A 16,334-nucleotide genomic window follows, 5' to 3' on the forward strand; every position below is an offset into this window, starting at 1 on the left:
CGAGCCACCTGTTACTTTGAGAATATTCCGCCGTGATACGCCATTGGCTTTCCTTGCCATGCGGCTGTATCAATAAACTACATCGTAATATAATTTCCTGCTATAAATTGGGAAATTAATATTCAGAAGCGTCTCTCGGTCGGGGTTGAACACCGTTCCGACCCCTGTCAGGCCCCGGTTTGCCCGTTCTCCTCGACGTACCGTATCTCGGGATGATCGTCGAGTTCCGCCCAGTCCTCTCGTGAGATTCGAATCGTCACCACGTCGAGCGATTCGAACTCCCGAACGACCTCCACGGCGGCGTCCATCGCCGTGTTCTTGCCGTCGGTCCCGTCGTAGCCGACGTTCACCTCGACGGTATCCCGGCCGGAATCTCCCTTGCCATGGTTCGCCACACCACGTTACTACTACACAATAGTTATTAAAATATTCTTCTTCCGTTCAAATATTCCAAAATAAATCTATTTTAATACTTCCATCGAACAAATCAAAACTCGAACACGTTCGTCGTCCCTTCGAACGACACGTCTTTTACCCGGAAAGACCCAACTACACCCGTGCAAATCGTTGGGTACGAGACTGGTGCGGCGGGAGACGACCCGCCAGCGTTGCTGGTGGACGACGACGGGACCCTTTCGCGCGAACCGCTCGAACGCGGAGTCGAACTGGAATACACGCTCGGCGACAGACACTGTGCGGGTACGTTCGACGGTTCGACGCACATCGCGTGTTCTCGCCCCAACGCCCCCTACTGTGACGCACACACCAGTACGTGGGTGTGTGCCCGGTGTACCGGAACGTGCCTCAAGGCCGAGATGGACTGCTACGAGGACCACGCCATCTACCTCGCGGCATTCGGTCCCACGACGGTCAAAGTCGGCGTTACGCGCGAATGGCGACTGCAAACACGACTCCGCGAGCAGGGTGCGGACCGCGCCGCACACCTCCAAACGGTGAAAGACGGGCGAATCGCCCGCGAACTGGAGGCCGAAATCGCGGAGACGTTCACCGACCGCGTTCGCGTTCCGGCGAAGATTCGCACCCTCGACCAACCGGTGGACGAGGCGGTCTGGCGGGACGCCCTCTCCCGGTTCGATCCGCTCGACACCTTCTCGTTCGACTACGGTTTCGAACTCGAATCGGCACCCGTCCACGAAACCCTCGCCAGCGGTACCGTCCTCGGGACGCAAGGCCGCGTCCTCGTCCTCGAACGCGGCGGAACGACCTACGCGACGGACATGCGCGACCTCGTGGGCTACGAACTCGAACGCGGCGCGACCGATCGAAGCCTGCAGGCCAGCCTCGGCACCTTTTAGGCCGCGGATTCCCCAGTTTCGGTGTGGCCGACGTGACCCTCACGTTCGAGAACGGTACGCTCCGCGTCGAAACCGAGCGCGACGTTCCGTTCGCCGACTCCGACCCCCGCTCGAAGACGCTCCGAGCGCCCGCTTTCCGCTACGCCGCTATCCGCGACTACTGCGAGGAACGCGGGATTTCGGTGGACGATTCCGTCCTCGACGCGCCCGATTTACCGCCGTGTTACTCCGCCTACGAACTCCGGGACTACCAGCAGAAGGCGCTCGATTCGTGGGAAGACGCGGACCGACGCGGCGTCCTCGAACTGCCGACCGGAAGCGGAAAGACCGTCATCGGCGTCAAAGCCATCGAACGCTGTCAGGCCGCGACCCTCGTCGTCGTCCCGACTATCGACCTGCTCGAACAGTGGCGGCGCATCCTCGACACCGAGTTCGACGTTCCCATCGGCCAACTCGGCGGCGGCGAACAGAACGTCGAAGCCCTCACCGTCTCGACGTACGATTCCGCCTACCTCCGGGCCGACGACATCGGCGACCGGTTCGGTCTCGTGCTCTTCGACGAGGTTCACCACCTCGGCGGCGAGGGCTACCGCGAAATCGCGCGCCTCCTCGCCGCCCCCGCTAGAATGGGGCTGACGGCGACGTTCGAGCGACCCGACGGTGCCCACGAAGTCGTCAGCGAACTCGTCGGGGAGAAAGTCTTCGACGTCCACGTGGACGAACTCGCCGGAACCCACCTCGCACCCTACGACGTGAAACGGTTGACCGTCGAACTCACGCCCGAGGAGCGCGAACGATACGAGGACGCCCAAGGCGTGTTCACGGACTACCTCGCCAGTTCCTCGATTCGGATGCGGAGCGGCAGCGACTATCAGGAACTCGTCAAGCGCTCGGGGAGCGACCCGAAGGCACGCGAAGCCCTCCTCGCAAAACAGCGCGCACGCGACATCATGATGAACAGCGAGGGAAAGGTGACGGCCCTCGCGGACATCCTCGACGCCCACCGGGACGACAGAATCATCGTATTCACCGCGCACAACGACCTCGTGTACCGTCTTTCGGAGCGCTTTCTCCTCCCGGCTATCACGCACCGAACCTCGACGCCCGAACGCCGGGACGTTCTCGATAGATTCCGACGCGGGGAGTACTCGCGCGTCATCACCTCGAACGTGCTGGACGAGGGGGTCGACGTTCCCGACGCCAACGTCGCCGTCGTCCTCTCCGGGAGCGGGAGCGAACGCGAGTTCACCCAACGCCTCGGCCGAATCCTCCGAGCGAAGGAGGACGGCGGACGCGCACTCCTGTACGAAGTCGTCACCGAGGAGACGGCGGAAGTCCGCGTCGCAAACCGCCGCCGATAATTTTCCTGTCGTCCACCGATAGCGACTCACTCGGCCAACAGTCGAGCGCTGACCCTAACCGTCGAGGACTGTCTTTCGTCCGCTCCAGATAGTATGCTCTGTTTCTATACTATACATTATATCTATGGTTTTGATAGTATTTTGGTAGTATTCAATATTCCGATGCACTTTCACTCAAACGGGGACGACCCCACTTCCTCTGACATGGCTCTCAGGGGTCGTCCCCGTTCGACGATTCCGCTATGGAGGCCGATGATGACCGACGTATCCACCACCTCGACCGAGGAGTACGAGCTACTGACCGCGAAACAGAAGGAGCGACACGGCAACACCGAGACCGCGACGGTGCAAGACGTCCGCGTGAGCCGAGCACAAGTCAGTCTCGCGCTCGCCTTCGACTGGACGGCCGACGAGACCCGACTCGTCTACGATTTGGACGACGCCCGCGACGTGCGCAAACTCGAAGCGCTGACCGACGAACGCGGCTTCGAGTTCGCACAGGTCGGCCACCTCGACGGCCTCACGGTGTCCGTCCGGTACACGAGTCAGGGCTGGGTTCCGACCACTCACCTCCCCTACACGGAGAGCGAAGGCTCCATCGCCGAGACGTTCCGGACGGAACTCGAACTGTTCGGACGGGAACTCGCGCGAACGCCCGGTTTCCTTCGCCGATTCGTCACGTGGACCAACTCGCTCTCCACGAAACAGGTCATCATCGGCGTCATCATCATCAAAAAACTGCTGGTGGTCGCTGTCCTCGTCGGACTGGTGCTGTAATTATTTTAGATTGATGCTGATCGAGGTGCTGCTCGCCTCGCTGTATTTCTCGTACGTCACCTCGAACGGGACCTCTACGTCTTTCGTTTCCTTTCCGGGAACCGTCACCGTCGGGTTCATTTCGTGTACCACGTCGTTGAGGTCGGCCGTCACCTCGAGTTCCGCGGACTCCTCACTGTCCCCGTGATTTTGAATCGTGACGACGACCACGAGGTTGCCGTCGTCGCCTTTCTTCGGTCGAATCTTGAGGCTTTCCAAGTTCCCCGCTCGACTCCTATCACCGTCGTCTTGGTTACCGCCGCGACCGCCGAGAATGGCCGCACAGCCACCGGTAGAGGCGAGAGCAGCAACGAGGCCGAACTGTTGGAGGGCGTCTCGTCTTCGCATACTCCATACAGATTGGAGCGGTTAGAATGAATCTTCTCATTCAGACGCCTTTTGTACACCGGACGTGTATTTTCGGCCGTGCTTACCAAAGACCTGCTCCGGGTGTCCCGCGCCGGGGGAGGCTATCATCCGCGGTTCGCCGGTCGTGAACAGCGACCGCTCGCCGCACGCATCCTCGGCACGTATCAGGGGCACGTCGGCGAACCGTACGGTCAACTTCGGTCCGCGCTTTCGGACCTCGAAACCGACGCGCCCGACTTCAAACTCGTTCGCGGGTTCGCCAAACTCCTGGGCCGGGAAGCGACGTTCGAGACGTCGGCGGCCGTGCCCCCCGAACGCGCCCGAAGCGTCGCATTCGAAGCGGCCGAAGCCGTGAGCGTGGTCACCGAGGAGGAGCGGGAAACCGCACTCCGGCGTGCGGCAGAGCGCCTCGGTTCGACGCCGGACGACGTGGCCGATTCGTTGTACGCCGACCTCGAAGAGCGCCAACTGCTGGTCGCGTTCGACTCCCGCTGGGACCCGGACGAACTCGTCTCCCAGTACAACCTGTCGCTCGCCCAAACCGCGCTGTTCGACGCGACGGAACTCCGGGTACGAAGTTCGGACCCCCGGGCGCTCGTTTCGGCCGTCAAACGGCTTCGATTGATGTACGAAATCCACGAGACGGACGCCGGACGTGAAGTCGTCGTCACCGGCCCGGACGCTCTCTTTCGCTCGACGCGGCGCTACGGGACGCGGTTCGCCCGACTACTCCGAACCGTCGTCAAAGCCGAGGACTGGCGACTCGCGGCGACCATCGACGACCGCGGAACCGAACGCCAACTGGTGCTCACCGACGACGACCCGGTTCGACCGCCGGGGACGGAACCCATCGCGGACGTATCGTTCGACAGCGAGGTGGAACGGGAGTTCGCCACCCGGTTCGAGGCGCTCGATTTGGACTGGGACCTCGTGCGCGAACCCGAACCGCTGGCGGCCGGTGCGCGAGTGATGATTCCCGACTTCGCCTTCGACTACCGGCACGCCGACTTCCGTGTGTTCTTCGAAATCATGGGCTTCTGGACGCCCGAGTACGTCGAAAAGAAGCTCTCACAACTGGACGCCGTGGACGACGTGCAACTGCTCGTCGCGGTGGACGAGAGCCTCGGCGTCGGCGAGGAGATAACCGCCCGCGACCACCGCGCGATTCCGTACTCCGGATCGATTCGTCTCAAGGACGTCCGCGACGCGCTCCGCCGGTACGAGGACGAACTGGTCGCGGAAAGCGCGGCCGCGCTCCCCGACGAACTCGTCCCGGACGCGGACGCGATTTCGCTGGCCGACCTCGCCACGGCGCACGGGGTGAGCGAGGACGCGTTGGAGGACGCGACGTTTCCGGACCATCGACGCGTCGGAAGAACACTGGTTCGTCCCGTCGTGCTCGCCGACCTCGACGCGGAAATCGAGGACGGGATGGCCTACTCGACGGCGAAATCCGTCCTCGAAGACCGAGGGATCGAAGACGACAGCGCGCTCCTCTCCGAACTCGGCTACGCCGTCGAGTGGGAGGGATTGAGCGGCGGCGTGGTACGCGAGCGTTCGGCCCGCGACGGCGACGGAAAATCCAACTGACGCGACGGCGGGTCGAAACGTTCGTCCGTTTCAGAGGTCGCGCTGTCGTCCGCCGGGAACGAGCGACTGCAGTTCGCCGTGGAGGAACAGTCCGACGCCGAGCGGTTCGATTTCGCCCGCGATTTCGTGCGCGGCGATGAGGTATCCCCAGTCGCCCTCCCACTCGATTTCTTGGTCCTCGCCGCGGGCGAATCGACGGGCCTGCTCGCCGTCGAGTTCGATGACGTTCTTCGTCGCGCGCCGACCGAACCGCTGTGCCGCGTTCGTCGTCGGCTTCCAGTGTCGCTGTCGCGTGCGCAGGAACGTCATCCCGAGCGCTTCGATGTGGACGGGCGACTCCAAATCGCCGTCGAGAATCCAGATTTTACCTTTCCCCTTCTCCCAGAAGGTGGCCCCCTCGAACGTCTCCGGCGAAATCCCGAATCGGTCTTCCCACCAGTCGATGACTTCCCCCCTGCTCGCGCGTCCCGACACCTCGCGGTCGTCCTCGGTGGCCGGGAGGCGGTCGAACCGCTGGCCGTCGTTCGTCGCCAGTTCCGTCCCGTCGTCTCCGTTTTCGCTCATTGGCCCACCTCCAGTTTCGCGCAGAAGAACCCGCCCGTGTCGTTGTGGTGCGGATAGAACCGTTTCGCCTTCCGGATGCTCTCGTCGAACTCGTCGCCGTGCCACTCCGTGAGGCCGGGTTCGGACCGCAGGCCGATGTCGTACTCGACCAGTCGGCAGTCCTCGCGCGCGAGAACGTAATCCAGAACCGCCTCGTTCTCTTCGGGCGCGAACGTGCAGGTGGAGTACACCACGGTTCCGCCTTCCCGCGTGGCCTGCACCGCGCGGCGAAGGATGCCCTTCTGGACGCCCGCGACGCCCTCGATGTGGTCCAATCCCCAATCGTCCAGCGCGGTCGGATTCTTTCGAACCGTCCCCTCACAGGAACACGGTACGTCCACCAGTGCCGCGTCGAACGCGGAGAGGCCGAACGGCTTGAGCGAGAAGTTCCGGGCGTCCTGATTCGTCACCGCGGCGCAGGTGACGCCGAGCCGTTCGGTGTTGAACCGGAGCGCCGACAGGCGACCGAGGTTGCTGTCGTTCGCCACGACGAGTCCCGTATCGTCCATCAGCGCGGCGAGTTGCGTCGTCTTGCTTCCCGGCGCGGCACAGGAATCGAGCACGCGCTCGCCCGGTTCCGGGTCGAGGACGAACGCCGGAATCGAAGATACCTCCTCCTGTCCGTGCGTCCAGCCGTGAAACGAGGGCCACGTGTTGCCGGGTTTCCCCTCGATTTCCAGTACGTTCTCGTTCCACTCGCGCGGCGTCCACTCCACGTTTTCCTCGTCGAACGCCCGTGTCGCCTGCTCTCGGGTCGCTTTGATGCGGTTTACTCGTACGACCGAGGGTAGCGGACGCTCACACGCCGCGCGAAACGCCTCGAAATCGTCGAGTATCGGTTCGTAGCGCTCCAGTGGGTCCATTGCTCGCCTATGCGGGCGAGAGGTGTTTGTGGGTTTCGAAGCCGCCGTCGCTCCCGTCCTCGTTTTTAAGGTGAATCCACCCGAATGGACCGGTATGACGAACATCGCCGTGGTCGCGGACGACATCGAACTCGACGCACCGACGCTGGTCGAAGGGCTCCCCGGACTGGGGTTGGTCGGTAAAATCGCCACCGACCACCTCATCGAGCAGTTCGACATGACCTACTACGCGGCGGTGGACTGCGAGGGAATCCCTCAAATCGCCGTATACGAGGGCGGCGACCGGGACCTGCTCCCGCCGGTTCGGTTCTACGCCGACGAGGAACGGGACCTGCTCGCGTTGCGAAGTGACGTCCCGATTTCGTCCGAGGCCGCGCCCCAGTTCGCGCGGTGTGTCACCTCGTGGGTCGATTCGCACGACGCGACCCCGCTCTACCTGAGCGGCCTTCCACACCAGAAACAGGCCGGTGAGGTCCCCGAACTCTACGGCACCGCGACCGGCGACTTCGGACAGTTGCTCGACGAGCACGACATCGGCTCCCCGTCCGAAACCGGCGCTATCAGCGGCCCGACCGGTGCGCTCCTCCACCGCGCCAGTAGGAGCGGCGTCGGCGCTATCGGCCTCATCGTCGAGTCCGACCCCCGGTTCCCCGACCCCGAGGCGGCCCGCATCCTCCTCAAGGACGCCATCGACCCCATCGCCGGAATCGACGTGAACACGGACGAGTTGGTCGAGAGCGCCGAGGAAATCCGCGAACAGAAAGAGCAGTTCGCCCAGCGGATGCAGGAAACCGAAGAAGCCGAGAGTTCGCAGGCAAAGCCGCTCAGGATGTTCCAATAGAACGTTTTACGACGGTCGAAAGGGAGCGGTCGCGTGCCGTAGCGCGCGACCGCTCCCGGTCTCCCTGTAAAACGTTCATCAAAAGCAGCAGAAGACGTTCCTGCTCGCTTCACTCCGCGGGCTGCGACTTCCTGGCCTTCGTTCGCTCCGCTCACGAAGACACTCCTCTCTCGCTTCGCGTTGCTCCGCTCGCTCGTCGGCCCGGAAAATCGGAGATTTTCCGGAGAGAGTGCTAGCAACCAGTGGTTGTGTCGATTGCTGACTTCTGGTGATTGTGTCAACTGCAACAGTCCACATCGAAGCCATCGCCTTTTTCCATTCCAACCGCTTTTCCCCACTCATGAGCGATACGGACGACGTAGATTTGGACCAGTTCTTCCGCGACGTGGACAAGGTGTACAGCGAGTACGACAACGGCTACATGGACGCGGATGCCGCGCTGTCGGTCATCGACGACCATCTCGACGCGCTCCGCGCACAGGTCAAGTAACCGAAGCGAAGAATTATCCTCCCCCGTTACGTGGTCTCCGGCGTATGACCGGCTTTTCGGACAGGGTTGAGCACGTATCGATAAGCGGCATTCGGAAGGTGTTCGAGGCGGCGGGCGAGGACGCTATCAATCTCGGACTCGGGCAACCGGACTTCCCGACACCGGACCACGCTCGGGAGGCGGCGCTCGAAGCCATCGAATCGGGGGCGACGGACGCCTACACGTCGAACAAGGGAATTTCCCAACTTCGTGAGGCCATCAGCGCGAAACACGAACGGGACAACGACCTCGTGGTCCCGCCGGAGAACATCATCGCCACGGCGGGCGGGAGCGAGGCGCTCCACATCGCCCTCGAAGCGCACGTCGGCGCGGGCGAGGAGGTCATCTTCCCCGACCCCGGTTTCGTCGCCTACGACGCCCTGACGCACATCGCTGGCGGAACGCCGAAACCGGTCCCGCTCCGCGAGGATTTGACCCTCGACCCCGCGACGGTCGAGGAGAACATCACCGACGACACCGCGGCCTTCGTCGTCAACAGCCCCGGCAACCCGACCGGCGCGGTGTCGAGCGAGGAGGACATGCGTGAGTTCGCCCGCATCGCGGACGAACACGACGTGCTCTGCATCTCGGACGAGGTGTACGAACACATAGTCTTCGAGGGCGAGCACTACTCGCCGATGCAGTTCGCCGAGACGGACAACGTGGTCGTGGTCAACGCCTGCTCGAAGACCTACTCGATGACCGGGTGGCGACTCGGCTGGGTCGCCGGAAGCGAGCGCCGAATCGAGCGCATGCTTCGCGTCCACCAGTACGTGCAGGCCTGTGCGAGCGCCCCGGCGCAGTTCGCGGCGTTGGGCGCGCTCACCGGGCCACAGGACCCCGTGGACGAGATGGTCGCCGCCTTCGAGGAGCGCCGCGACGTACTTCTCGACGGGTTGTCCGACATCGGCCTCGAAACGCCGACGCCGCAAGGTGCGTTCTACGCCATGCCGAAAGTTCCCGAGGGATTCGTGGACGAGGTGCTCGACCGCGGCGCGGTCATCGTCCCCGGCGAAGCCTTCGGCGAGCACGGCGAGGGCTACGCTCGAATCTCCTACGCGACGAACGTCGAGGAACTCGAAGCCGCGCTCGAAATCATGGGCGAGGCGGCGGACGCTATTCGCTGAATTTTTCCGATTTCTCCCGGCCTGAGACTTTATCATCGCGGGCGTTGTGAATCGATTCGATGCCCATCTCGCGCCACGGTTCCGGCGTGGTCCCCGCAGCACGTGCAGTCGCATCGCAGGTGCATCCGGTGTTCATGCTCCCTCCCGTCGCCGCATCGTGGTTCGGGAGCATGCTGGCCGGACACTTCTCGCTGGTGACGGGACTCCTCCACATGACTGCCATCTTCGCCGCCGTCTACACGGCCCACGTCAAGGACGGCTACGTGGATTTCTACTTTCGGGGCGAGGACGACGACCATCCGATCACCGAGCGCGGCTGTAAACTCCTGCTCGCCGCGGCGGGTGCACTGTTCGCGGCGTGTCTCGCGGGACTCTGGCTCACCGTCGGCATCGGCGCGGTCCTCATCACGCTCCCGACGTGGTTCATCGGCTACCTCCACGCGCCGCAACTCGACACGAACCCCGTCACGACGACGACGGGCTATCCGCTCGGTATCGCGCTCTCCATCCTCGGCGGCTACTACGTTCAGACGGGGACGCTCTCGCCCGTCGCGCTGGCGTTCGCGTTCGTCTTCCTCGTCCTCCTCTCGGGCGTGAAGGTCATCGACGACGCGCAGGATTACGAGTACGACCGCTCCATCTCGAAGCGAACCGTCGCGGTCGTCCTCGGCAGAAATCGCGCCCGGACCGCGGCCTACGGACTCATCCTGTTCGCGCTCCTCTGCGTACTCGGATTTTCGGTGGCGCGGGTGTTCCCGCCGAGTTCCGCCCTCGCGGTGCTGGCCTTCGGCGTCGTGGCCGGAATCGCGTACCGGAGCGGACCGGAACTCGCCACGATGTTGCTCATTCGAGGGTCCTACGTCTTCCTCGCGCTGTTGCTAACGGCGGTGTGGTTTCGACCCCTCTCGTGAGCCAACGGTCGAACCGCGAGACTGGGTTCGCTTTCCTCGTCGATGAGTGCCGTGCTCGACGAATCGTCCCACGACCGCGTTCGATCGTTTCGAATTGGACAGTCCGATAGCAGTGCTCTATATCCCCGTTCGACTCCTCCGTCTAGATGGGTGGGATAGAATGGCATCGACACACCAGAGCAACGTTGAGACGGTACGGACGGTGTACGAGGGATTCAACGAGGGCGACCTCGAATCGGTTCTGGCCACGATGGCCGAGAACGTCGAATGGGTCGAACCAGTGGGGTTCGTCTTCGCCGGGACCTACCACGGCCCCGATGCAGTGCGGGAGAACGTCTTCGTTCCGGCCATGGAACGATTCGAGTCGTTTCGGGTCGAACCGGACCGGTTCATCGACGGCGGTGATACGGTCGTCGCCGTGGGGACGTTCCATGCGACGACTGAAGACGGCGAGCGAATAGAGAGTCCGTTCGCACACGTCAACGAGCTACACGACGGCCACATCTCCCGGTTTGTGAACTATACGGACACCGCCCTGTGGCGGTAGGCGGTCGACGTGTGGCTCCACGAATCGGCACACTACCGGGCGGACGAGGGTTGCGCGCGATGAGCCCGATACCGCAACCCACCCGCGTTTCGTTACCACTTCGACCTGCCGAGCCAATCGTATCGACGGAGGCCACTACGGACCGCTCGCTTCTCGAACGTCCGCATCGACACCGCGCAACCGAATCGGACACCTGACTGAAGTAACGCTTACGCCCCCGCTCCCCGTTTTGTAACCGTACCCGTGACCGACCGACCAGTAACTGAAGACAAAGCCTACGCCTATATCACCCGCAGCGGTGCTCAGTTCCGCCAACTGCTCGTGTTCGAACACGCCAACGAGGACGCGGGCGTGCAGGTACCGAAAGGAACCATCGAGGACGGGGAGGACCCCCGCGAAGCCGTCGTCCGAGAGGTGCGAGAGGAGAGCGGGTTGACCGAATTCGACTCGATCCGACCGCTCTCGACCGACGTGTGGAATCACCACGAGAAGCCGAAAGCGTATCGTCGCCACTTCTTCCACCTCGTCGCGAACGTGGAGCGCGACGAGTGGCGTCACACGGTCACCGGCAACGGCGAGGACAACGGCGTCGTCTACAGCTACTTTTGGGTTCGCCCCGGCGCGTGCTCGCTCGCTCGTGACATGGACGACTACATCGGGCGGATTTTGGATTAATCGCGGTCCAGAGACTGGCACCGGTCAACCCACAGTCGTTCGAAGGTCGCGTTCGTGACGACCCGCCCAGCGAGGTCGGAAATCTCGGTGACATCTTCGCTTTTGCACCACGAGACGCATCGTTCGTACGTCTCCATCGAAATATCGTCCGTGTCCCGGACGACGCGGAGTTCGTCCGCACCGGAGAGATGGGCGGCGAAGGTGCGCGTGTGTCCGTCCGTGAGCGTCCACCTGCCGTCGAATTTCCGAACCGGGGGCGGGTCGTAGTTCGGCGCGTCGAAGTCGAACCACCGCGTCACGAGCGAGAGTTTCAGGCCGTTCAGGTACAGTTGACTCGGTTGAACCGCCGTGAGCGGAAGGGTAAACGAATCGGCTACTGGGGAGCCCATCACGACCGTATGTCAACGCTTATCCACGAAAATACCGTGGATGAACGCATGCCCGAACTGACCCACGACGACGCTATCGTCAACGGCGTCCGTCTCCACTACGTCGAGGCCGGAGACGGACCGCTCGTCCTCCTCCTCCACGGCTTTCCCGAGTTCTGGTACTCGTGGCGCGAGCAGATTCCGGCGCTCGCGGCGGCGGGATATCACGTCGTCGCGCCCGACATGCGCGGCTACAACGATTCGGAGAAACCGCACGGCGTCGATGCGTATCGGACGGACGAGTTGGTCGCCGACGTGACCGGCCTCATCGACCACTTCGGGGAGGAGACGGCCCACGTCGTCGGACACGACTGGGGCGGTGCCGTGGCGTGGCAGGTCGGTATCGACCGCCCCGAGCGCGTGGACAAACTCGCCGTCCTGAACGCTCCACATCCGGGTCGATTCCGAGAGGTGCTTCGAACGCCGTCGCAACTCCGACGGTCGTGGTACATGTTCTTCTTCCAACTGCCGTGGCTTCCCGAACTGTTCCTGTCCGCCCGCGGGTACGAGTCCATCGAGAACATCTTCACGGATACCCCGACGAATCCGGATGCGTTCACCGATGACGACGTTCGGCGCTACGTCGAGGCCGCCGCGAAACCGGGGGCGTTGACCGGCTCCATCAACTACTACCGGGCGCTGTTCCGGCAGAGCGTTCCGACCCAGCTTCGGTCCCTCGTCGGCGGGTCGAATGACTCGCTCGACGTGCGAGTGCCGACCATGCTGATTTGGGGGACGGAGGATTTCGCCCTCGGAAACGAACTGACCGAGGGGCTGGACCGGTGGATTCCAGACCTCCGAATCGAGCGACTGCCGGGTGCCAGCCACTGGGTACAAAACGACAGGCCGGAGCGAGTGAGCGACCTGCTGGTCGAGTTCTTCGCGGAGTAGCGCGAGAGCCGTCGAAATCCGACGACCTACGTTTTCGCCGCGAGGTACGTTACCGCCAACTCGTGGAGGGCCGGATTCGGCATCGCGTGCGGCCGAGCGTCCTGCACGATGGCGAGCGCGTCGTGAAATTCTCTGTCTTCCTCGGCGGCGAGCGTGGCCGCGATGAGCGTACTACTCCGCGAAATCCCCGCCGTGCAATGGACGAGGAGAGACCCGTCCCTGCGAAAGAGTCGCCGTACGGTGTCCACGGCCGCTTCGAACGCGCCCCACTCGTTTCCCGTCCCGTCGATGAGGGGATGGTGGTGCGTGGTGAGGGGTTGTTTCTCCGTCGAGGCCGAGAGGACGTACTCGAACGTCCGGTCGTAGCGGTCGTGGCAGTCGGGACGTGCCGCCGATTCGTTCCCGATGAACAGGTCCCGCGCGCCGATACGCCGAACCACTGGCTCGTCGGCCACGTATCCCAGCGGTCGGACGAAAACGTCCGACTGACCGTCCGCATCGAGTTCGTCCGGCATTTTCACAGGGTCGTCGAATACGATAGTTCAACCTTTCGATTTTTCGACTGCTATGGTTGAAAATCGAAATGGGTAGCGACGAATTGTCAGTAAATTTCGTTTTGAATCGACTCGAACCGGGAAAAGAACAATATCCCTCCGGTTCGTCTACGTGGTATGAGTACCAACGACAGAACTCGTGTGAAGGACATGATGTCCACCCCGTTGAAAACCATCCCGTCGGACGCGACGGTTTCCGAAGCCGCGAGGGTGATGCGTGACAACGAAATCAGCGCCCTCGTGGTGACGACTTCGCCGAGGGCGATAATCAGCAGTTCCGACGTGTTGGACGTCGCCGCCGACGGGTTGGACCCGACGGAGGTGCTGGTCGCCGACGTGATGACGGAGGACGTCGAAACCGTCACCCCCGACCTCTACATGGAGGAGGTCGCCGCGATGATGACCACCTTCGGCATCAAACACCTCCCCGTCGTGGACGAAGAGTACGTGGGAATGGTCTCGTCGACGGACGTTGCCGCCCTCCTCTCCTGATGGCGACGGTCTGTCCGGCCCGTGAGTCGGACGGTGTCGCACGAACGGTGGCGACGGGTCGGTCGCTGCTGCAAGACGAAATCGCTTTACTTCGCCGCTCCCACCGGAAACTGTGACCCGCGTCCTGCTCGTCGGTTCGGATGAAGTCGAGTTGCGCGCCGAACTGTTCTCCCGTGAGACGGCGCGCGACGCGCTCGCCACCTACCAACTCCGCGAACCGTACGGTAACTGCCTCGAACTCGAAACCATCAGCGTCGGCTCCGCGACGTCGCTCTTGAACGACCTGAACTGGTATCTGGTTCGGTTCGTGGACGAAGCGCTCGTCCTCGACCCGAGCGTGAGCGACGAGGAGTGGCTCTCCCGAAAGCTCGCGGCACGGGTGCGCGACCGCGAGGTGGAAGCCGCCGAGACGGACCCGCTGCTCAAGGTGTACGGCGTGGTGGACGGGGAGTTCGGCGCGGAACTCGTGGAACCGATGTACGTCGCCCGGACCGTCGATGGCGTCCCGGAGTACGACCTGCGCGACGTAGACGACACGCTGGTCGTCCGCGTGACGGAAGACGAGTTCCGAGCGTAGACGGAAACGGAGAAGGGTTCTGGCAGGGAGAAACGACACGAACTCGGACGAAATCGCTCCCGACGGTTCCGGCACAATCCTTTTCCACGTTCTCGGCGAGAGGGCTGTATGGTGGGGCCAATCAGCGAGGAGCAGGTAGCGGCGTGGCTCGACGGGACGGTCGTGGACGACCTTCGACACGTGAGCGACGAGGGAACCGAGTTCACGATTCGGCTTCGACTCGCACACCAGCCGATACGCATCGTGAAAGAGGAGACGCTGGGTCCGATTCGACTGGTCAGTGACACAGCGTTCGACACCGAGGGGACGCAAACGCTCCTCGAAAGCGAGGAGGACCGGACCGAACTACTGACGCGAATCGGACCGGCGTTGGCGGCGACGCCGGGCTTTTACACCCTGCTCGACGCGGAGGGGGCGTCGTGTGAATTCGCGGATGCGCGGTCGATTCGACTCGAACATCGAATCTATCCCGACGGCGCAAATCGACAGGCCGTGATGGAGGGTCTGATGGCTCTCGCGTCCGCCGCGCAATACCTGCAGAATACCGTCGCCGTGCTCCTCGACGCGGGGCGAGATGGGTAGGGGGCTTCGGGAGACCGGGAGATCGCTACGTCAGCGGAGCAGGCGATACGGATGGGCCATGGCTAACCCACGCCGGAAACAGCGCATCGGGGTACAAAACGTCGGCTCATCGTTCCCAGTTTCTGAAAATCGCCCCGATGTCGAGTTATCCCTGTCGGCACCCCTTCAGTCGAACATGCCCGTCGAGAGGTAGCGCTCGCCGCTGTCGGGGAAGACGGTGACGACGAGCGGACAGTCGTCGTACTCTTCGCCGACTCCGCCATCGGATGCCACCTGTTCGTTCTCGTCGTGTTTCCCGCCGTCCTGCCACTCCTCCGGGACCTCCGGGCAGTTGAGTTCCGGCCGAGCGAGTCGTTCGGCGACACGGTAGGCCGCGATGCTCGCCGCGCCGCTCGACTGGCCCACCAAGATGCCTTCTTCGCGGGTGAGACGCCGACATTCGTCCTCCGCGTCCTCCAACGCGACGCGTTCGACGGAATCGAGCAGGTCGGTGTCGAGCAGGTCGCTGACGAATCCCGGGCCCATCCCCTGATACTCGTCCTCGCCGGGTTCGCCGGTCGAGAGGACGGCGTTTCGCTCGGGTTCGACGGCGACGACTTCCATGTCCGGGTACTCCTCCAGCAGGCGCGAGGCGGTTCCGGTTATCGTCCCGCCGGTGCCGACGCCCGCGACGAAGGCGTCTATCTCGCGGCCATCGACCTGTTCGATGATTTCCTCGGCCGTCGTGCGGTAGTGAGCCTCGGCGTTGGCCGCGTTTTCGAACTGGCCGAGTTGCACCGCGTCGGCCGATTCGGTGAGCTCGTCCGCGCGCGCCTTGGCGGACTCCATGTTGCCGTCCACGAGTTCGAGATCAGCGCCGTAGGCTTTGAGAAGCTGTCTGCGCTCGGGCGACTTCGACGCGGGCATGACGATGGTGAGGTCGTACCCGCGGGCGGCACAGACGACCGCCAAGCCGATGCCCGTGTTGCCGCTCGTCGGTTCCACGATTCGGTCGCCGGGCTGGAGCTCCCCCGCGCGCTCCGCGGCCTCGACCATCGTCAGTGCCGGGCGGTCCTTCGCCGACCCGCCGGGGTTGAACGATTCGACTTTCGCCGCGACGGTCGCGCCCTCGGGCGACCGGACGTGAACGAGTGGCGACCCCACGGCGTCGAGGATGGAGGATTTCATGGTTTGCGGTACGAATCCCACGCCTAAACCCCTACTGGACTCCGGCAGTCGGTGCCGGAAGCGGGAATTCTTATCCGCGTTCGCCACCAGTCCCG

Annotated in this window: 21 protein-coding genes; 14 read left to right on the plus strand and 7 right to left on the minus strand. The window is 63.3% G+C overall.

The features are described 5' to 3' along the window. Positions 1–167 precede the first annotated feature (167 nt). Positions 168–395: a hypothetical protein gene (locus tag OPC11_RS00005; protein ID WP_254663150.1), complete on the minus strand. Its 228-nt coding sequence runs from the start codon at positions 393–395 to the stop codon at positions 168–170. Between the two features lie 162 nt (positions 396–557). Here OPC11_RS00005 and OPC11_RS00010 point away from each other — a divergent pair, with 162 nt between their 5' ends. The 3 genes from OPC11_RS00010 to OPC11_RS00020 all read left to right on the plus strand — a co-directional run bounded on the left by OPC11_RS00010 (position 558) and on the right by OPC11_RS00020 (position 3,454). Next, positions 558–1,316, plus strand: coding sequence for a DUF2797 domain-containing protein (locus OPC11_RS00010; RefSeq protein WP_018128698.1), 759 nt, complete (start codon positions 558–560; stop codon positions 1,314–1,316). Between the two features lie 23 nt (positions 1,317–1,339). Then, positions 1,340–2,677 carry a DEAD/DEAH box helicase family protein gene (locus OPC11_RS00015; protein ID WP_007982842.1) on the plus strand — a complete coding sequence of 446 codons (1,338 nt, stop codon included), beginning with the start codon at positions 1,340–1,342 and terminating at the stop codon, positions 2,675–2,677. 255 nt (positions 2,678–2,932) lie between these two features. Then, positions 2,933–3,454 carry a hypothetical protein gene (locus OPC11_RS00020; RefSeq protein ID WP_264780632.1) on the plus strand — a complete coding sequence of 174 codons (522 nt, stop codon included), beginning with the start codon at positions 2,933–2,935 and terminating at the stop codon, positions 3,452–3,454. Here OPC11_RS00020 and OPC11_RS00025 read toward each other — a convergent pair whose 3' ends face one another. Then, positions 3,455–3,841 (minus strand): hypothetical protein, encoded by a 387-nt coding sequence (locus tag OPC11_RS00025; RefSeq protein ID WP_264780633.1) that lies wholly within the window; start codon positions 3,839–3,841, stop codon positions 3,455–3,457. A gap of 78 nt (positions 3,842–3,919) precedes the next feature. Here OPC11_RS00025 and OPC11_RS00030 point away from each other — a divergent pair, with 78 nt between their 5' ends. Then, positions 3,920–5,452, plus strand: a complete 1,533-nt coding sequence (locus OPC11_RS00030; protein ID WP_264780634.1) for a DUF790 family protein — start codon at positions 3,920–3,922, stop codon at positions 5,450–5,452. A 30-nt stretch (positions 5,453–5,482) separates the two neighbouring features. Here the strand turns inward: OPC11_RS00030 and OPC11_RS00035 are convergent, their stop codons facing one another. Together OPC11_RS00035 and OPC11_RS00040 are read right to left on the minus strand one after the other, a co-directional pair. Next, positions 5,483–6,016: a hypothetical protein gene (locus tag OPC11_RS00035; RefSeq protein WP_264780635.1), complete on the minus strand. Its 534-nt coding sequence runs from the start codon at positions 6,014–6,016 to the stop codon at positions 5,483–5,485. Further along, positions 6,013–6,918 carry an RsmB/NOP family class I SAM-dependent RNA methyltransferase gene (locus OPC11_RS00040; protein ID WP_007982832.1) on the minus strand — a complete coding sequence of 302 codons (906 nt, stop codon included), beginning with the start codon at positions 6,916–6,918 and terminating at the stop codon, positions 6,013–6,015. Before OPC11_RS00040 ends, OPC11_RS00035 begins: the two co-directional genes overlap by 4 nt. A 94-nt stretch (positions 6,919–7,012) precedes the next feature. Between OPC11_RS00040 and OPC11_RS00045 the strand changes: the two genes are divergently transcribed. The 6 genes from OPC11_RS00045 (at position 7,013) to OPC11_RS00070 (ending at position 11,548) form a co-directional block, all read left to right on the plus strand. Further along, the gene (locus tag OPC11_RS00045; protein ID WP_007982830.1) at positions 7,013–7,759 is read left to right on the plus strand and encodes a proteasome assembly chaperone family protein; all 747 of its coding nucleotides are present in this window, start codon (positions 7,013–7,015) and stop codon (positions 7,757–7,759) included. Positions 7,760–8,099: 340 nt separating this feature from the next. Further along, positions 8,100–8,249: a hypothetical protein gene (locus OPC11_RS00050; RefSeq protein WP_175424152.1), complete on the plus strand. Its 150-nt coding sequence runs from the start codon at positions 8,100–8,102 to the stop codon at positions 8,247–8,249. A gap of 44 nt (positions 8,250–8,293) precedes the next feature. Next, positions 8,294–9,415, plus strand: a complete 1,122-nt coding sequence (locus OPC11_RS00055; RefSeq protein ID WP_264780636.1) for a pyridoxal phosphate-dependent aminotransferase — start codon at positions 8,294–8,296, stop codon at positions 9,413–9,415. A gap of 59 nt (positions 9,416–9,474) precedes the next feature. Continuing rightward, on the plus strand, positions 9,475–10,326 hold the full coding sequence (locus tag OPC11_RS00060; protein WP_264780637.1) for a UbiA family prenyltransferase: 852 nt from the start codon (positions 9,475–9,477) through the stop codon (positions 10,324–10,326). A 160-nt stretch (positions 10,327–10,486) separates the two neighbouring features. Then, complete coding sequence (locus tag OPC11_RS00065; RefSeq protein ID WP_264780638.1) at positions 10,487–10,873, plus strand: nuclear transport factor 2 family protein; 387 nt, start codon at positions 10,487–10,489, stop codon at positions 10,871–10,873. A gap of 243 nt (positions 10,874–11,116) precedes the next feature. Next, positions 11,117–11,548, plus strand: a complete 432-nt coding sequence (locus tag OPC11_RS00070; protein ID WP_264780639.1) for an NUDIX domain-containing protein — start codon at positions 11,117–11,119, stop codon at positions 11,546–11,548. Here OPC11_RS00070 and OPC11_RS00075 read toward each other — a convergent pair. Beyond that, positions 11,545–11,937: a hypothetical protein gene (locus OPC11_RS00075; RefSeq protein ID WP_264780640.1), complete on the minus strand. Its 393-nt coding sequence runs from the start codon at positions 11,935–11,937 to the stop codon at positions 11,545–11,547. The genes OPC11_RS00070 and OPC11_RS00075 overlap by 4 nt on opposite strands. A 48-nt stretch (positions 11,938–11,985) precedes the next feature. On the opposite strand from OPC11_RS00075, the gene OPC11_RS00080 reads away from it, so the two are divergent. After that, the gene (locus OPC11_RS00080; protein ID WP_264780641.1) at positions 11,986–12,867 is read left to right on the plus strand and encodes an alpha/beta fold hydrolase; all 882 of its coding nucleotides are present in this window, start codon (positions 11,986–11,988) and stop codon (positions 12,865–12,867) included. A gap of 26 nt (positions 12,868–12,893) precedes the next feature. Here the strand turns inward: OPC11_RS00080 and OPC11_RS00085 are convergent, their stop codons facing one another. Next, positions 12,894–13,382 carry a dual specificity protein phosphatase gene (locus tag OPC11_RS00085; protein WP_264780642.1) on the minus strand — a complete coding sequence of 163 codons (489 nt, stop codon included), beginning with the start codon at positions 13,380–13,382 and terminating at the stop codon, positions 12,894–12,896. Between the two features lie 156 nt (positions 13,383–13,538). Here OPC11_RS00085 and OPC11_RS00090 point away from each other — a divergent pair, with 156 nt between their 5' ends. The 3 genes from OPC11_RS00090 (at position 13,539) to OPC11_RS00100 (ending at position 15,072) form a co-directional block, all read left to right on the plus strand. Then, complete coding sequence (locus OPC11_RS00090) at positions 13,539–13,913, plus strand: CBS domain-containing protein (protein ID WP_264780643.1); 375 nt, start codon at positions 13,539–13,541, stop codon at positions 13,911–13,913. Between the two features lie 112 nt (positions 13,914–14,025). After that, a complete protein-coding gene (locus OPC11_RS00095) occupies positions 14,026–14,490 on the plus strand; it encodes a DUF5804 family protein (protein ID WP_007982807.1) in 465 nt (154 codons plus the stop codon). Positions 14,491–14,598: 108 nt separating this feature from the next. After that, complete coding sequence (locus OPC11_RS00100) at positions 14,599–15,072, plus strand: hypothetical protein (protein ID WP_264780644.1); 474 nt, start codon at positions 14,599–14,601, stop codon at positions 15,070–15,072. A 165-nt stretch (positions 15,073–15,237) separates the two neighbouring features. Here OPC11_RS00100 and OPC11_RS00105 read toward each other — a convergent pair whose 3' ends face one another. After that, a complete protein-coding gene (locus OPC11_RS00105; RefSeq protein ID WP_264780645.1) occupies positions 15,238–16,239 on the minus strand; it encodes a PLP-dependent cysteine synthase family protein in 1,002 nt (333 codons plus the stop codon). Between the last annotated feature and the right edge of the window lie 95 nt (positions 16,240–16,334).

The organism is Haladaptatus sp. T7, from assembly GCF_026008575.1.
Classification (GTDB): Archaea; Halobacteriota; Halobacteria; order Halobacteriales; family Haladaptataceae; genus Haladaptatus; species Haladaptatus paucihalophilus.

Excerpts from the sequence above, each read along its gene's own strand:
- OPC11_RS00020 (WP_264780632.1), top strand. The coding sequence starts at position 2,933 with ATGACCGACGTATCCACCACCTCGACCGAGGAGTACGAGCTACTGACC.
- OPC11_RS00025 (WP_264780633.1), bottom strand. The coding sequence starts at position 3,841 with ATGCGAAGACGAGACGCCCTCCAACAGTTCGGCCTCGTTGCTGCTCTC.
- OPC11_RS00035 (WP_264780635.1), bottom strand. The coding sequence starts at position 6,016 with ATGAGCGAAAACGGAGACGACGGGACGGAACTGGCGACGAACGACGGC.
- OPC11_RS00040 (WP_007982832.1), bottom strand. The coding sequence starts at position 6,918 with ATGGACCCACTGGAGCGCTACGAACCGATACTCGACGATTTCGAGGCG.
- OPC11_RS00045 (WP_007982830.1), top strand. The coding sequence starts at position 7,013 with ATGACGAACATCGCCGTGGTCGCGGACGACATCGAACTCGACGCACCG.
- OPC11_RS00050 (WP_175424152.1), top strand. The coding sequence starts at position 8,100 with ATGAGCGATACGGACGACGTAGATTTGGACCAGTTCTTCCGCGACGTG.
- OPC11_RS00055 (WP_264780636.1), top strand. The coding sequence starts at position 8,294 with ATGACCGGCTTTTCGGACAGGGTTGAGCACGTATCGATAAGCGGCATT.
- OPC11_RS00060 (WP_264780637.1), top strand. The coding sequence starts at position 9,475 with ATGCCCATCTCGCGCCACGGTTCCGGCGTGGTCCCCGCAGCACGTGCA.
- OPC11_RS00065 (WP_264780638.1), top strand. The coding sequence starts at position 10,487 with ATGGCATCGACACACCAGAGCAACGTTGAGACGGTACGGACGGTGTAC.
- OPC11_RS00075 (WP_264780640.1), bottom strand. The coding sequence starts at position 11,937 with ATGGGCTCCCCAGTAGCCGATTCGTTTACCCTTCCGCTCACGGCGGTT.
- OPC11_RS00080 (WP_264780641.1), top strand. The coding sequence starts at position 11,986 with ATGCCCGAACTGACCCACGACGACGCTATCGTCAACGGCGTCCGTCTC.
- OPC11_RS00085 (WP_264780642.1), bottom strand. The coding sequence starts at position 13,382 with ATGCCGGACGAACTCGATGCGGACGGTCAGTCGGACGTTTTCGTCCGA.
- OPC11_RS00090 (WP_264780643.1), top strand. The coding sequence starts at position 13,539 with ATGAGTACCAACGACAGAACTCGTGTGAAGGACATGATGTCCACCCCG.
- OPC11_RS00100 (WP_264780644.1), top strand. The coding sequence starts at position 14,599 with ATGGTGGGGCCAATCAGCGAGGAGCAGGTAGCGGCGTGGCTCGACGGG.
- OPC11_RS00105 (WP_264780645.1), bottom strand. The coding sequence starts at position 16,239 with ATGAAATCCTCCATCCTCGACGCCGTGGGGTCGCCACTCGTTCACGTC.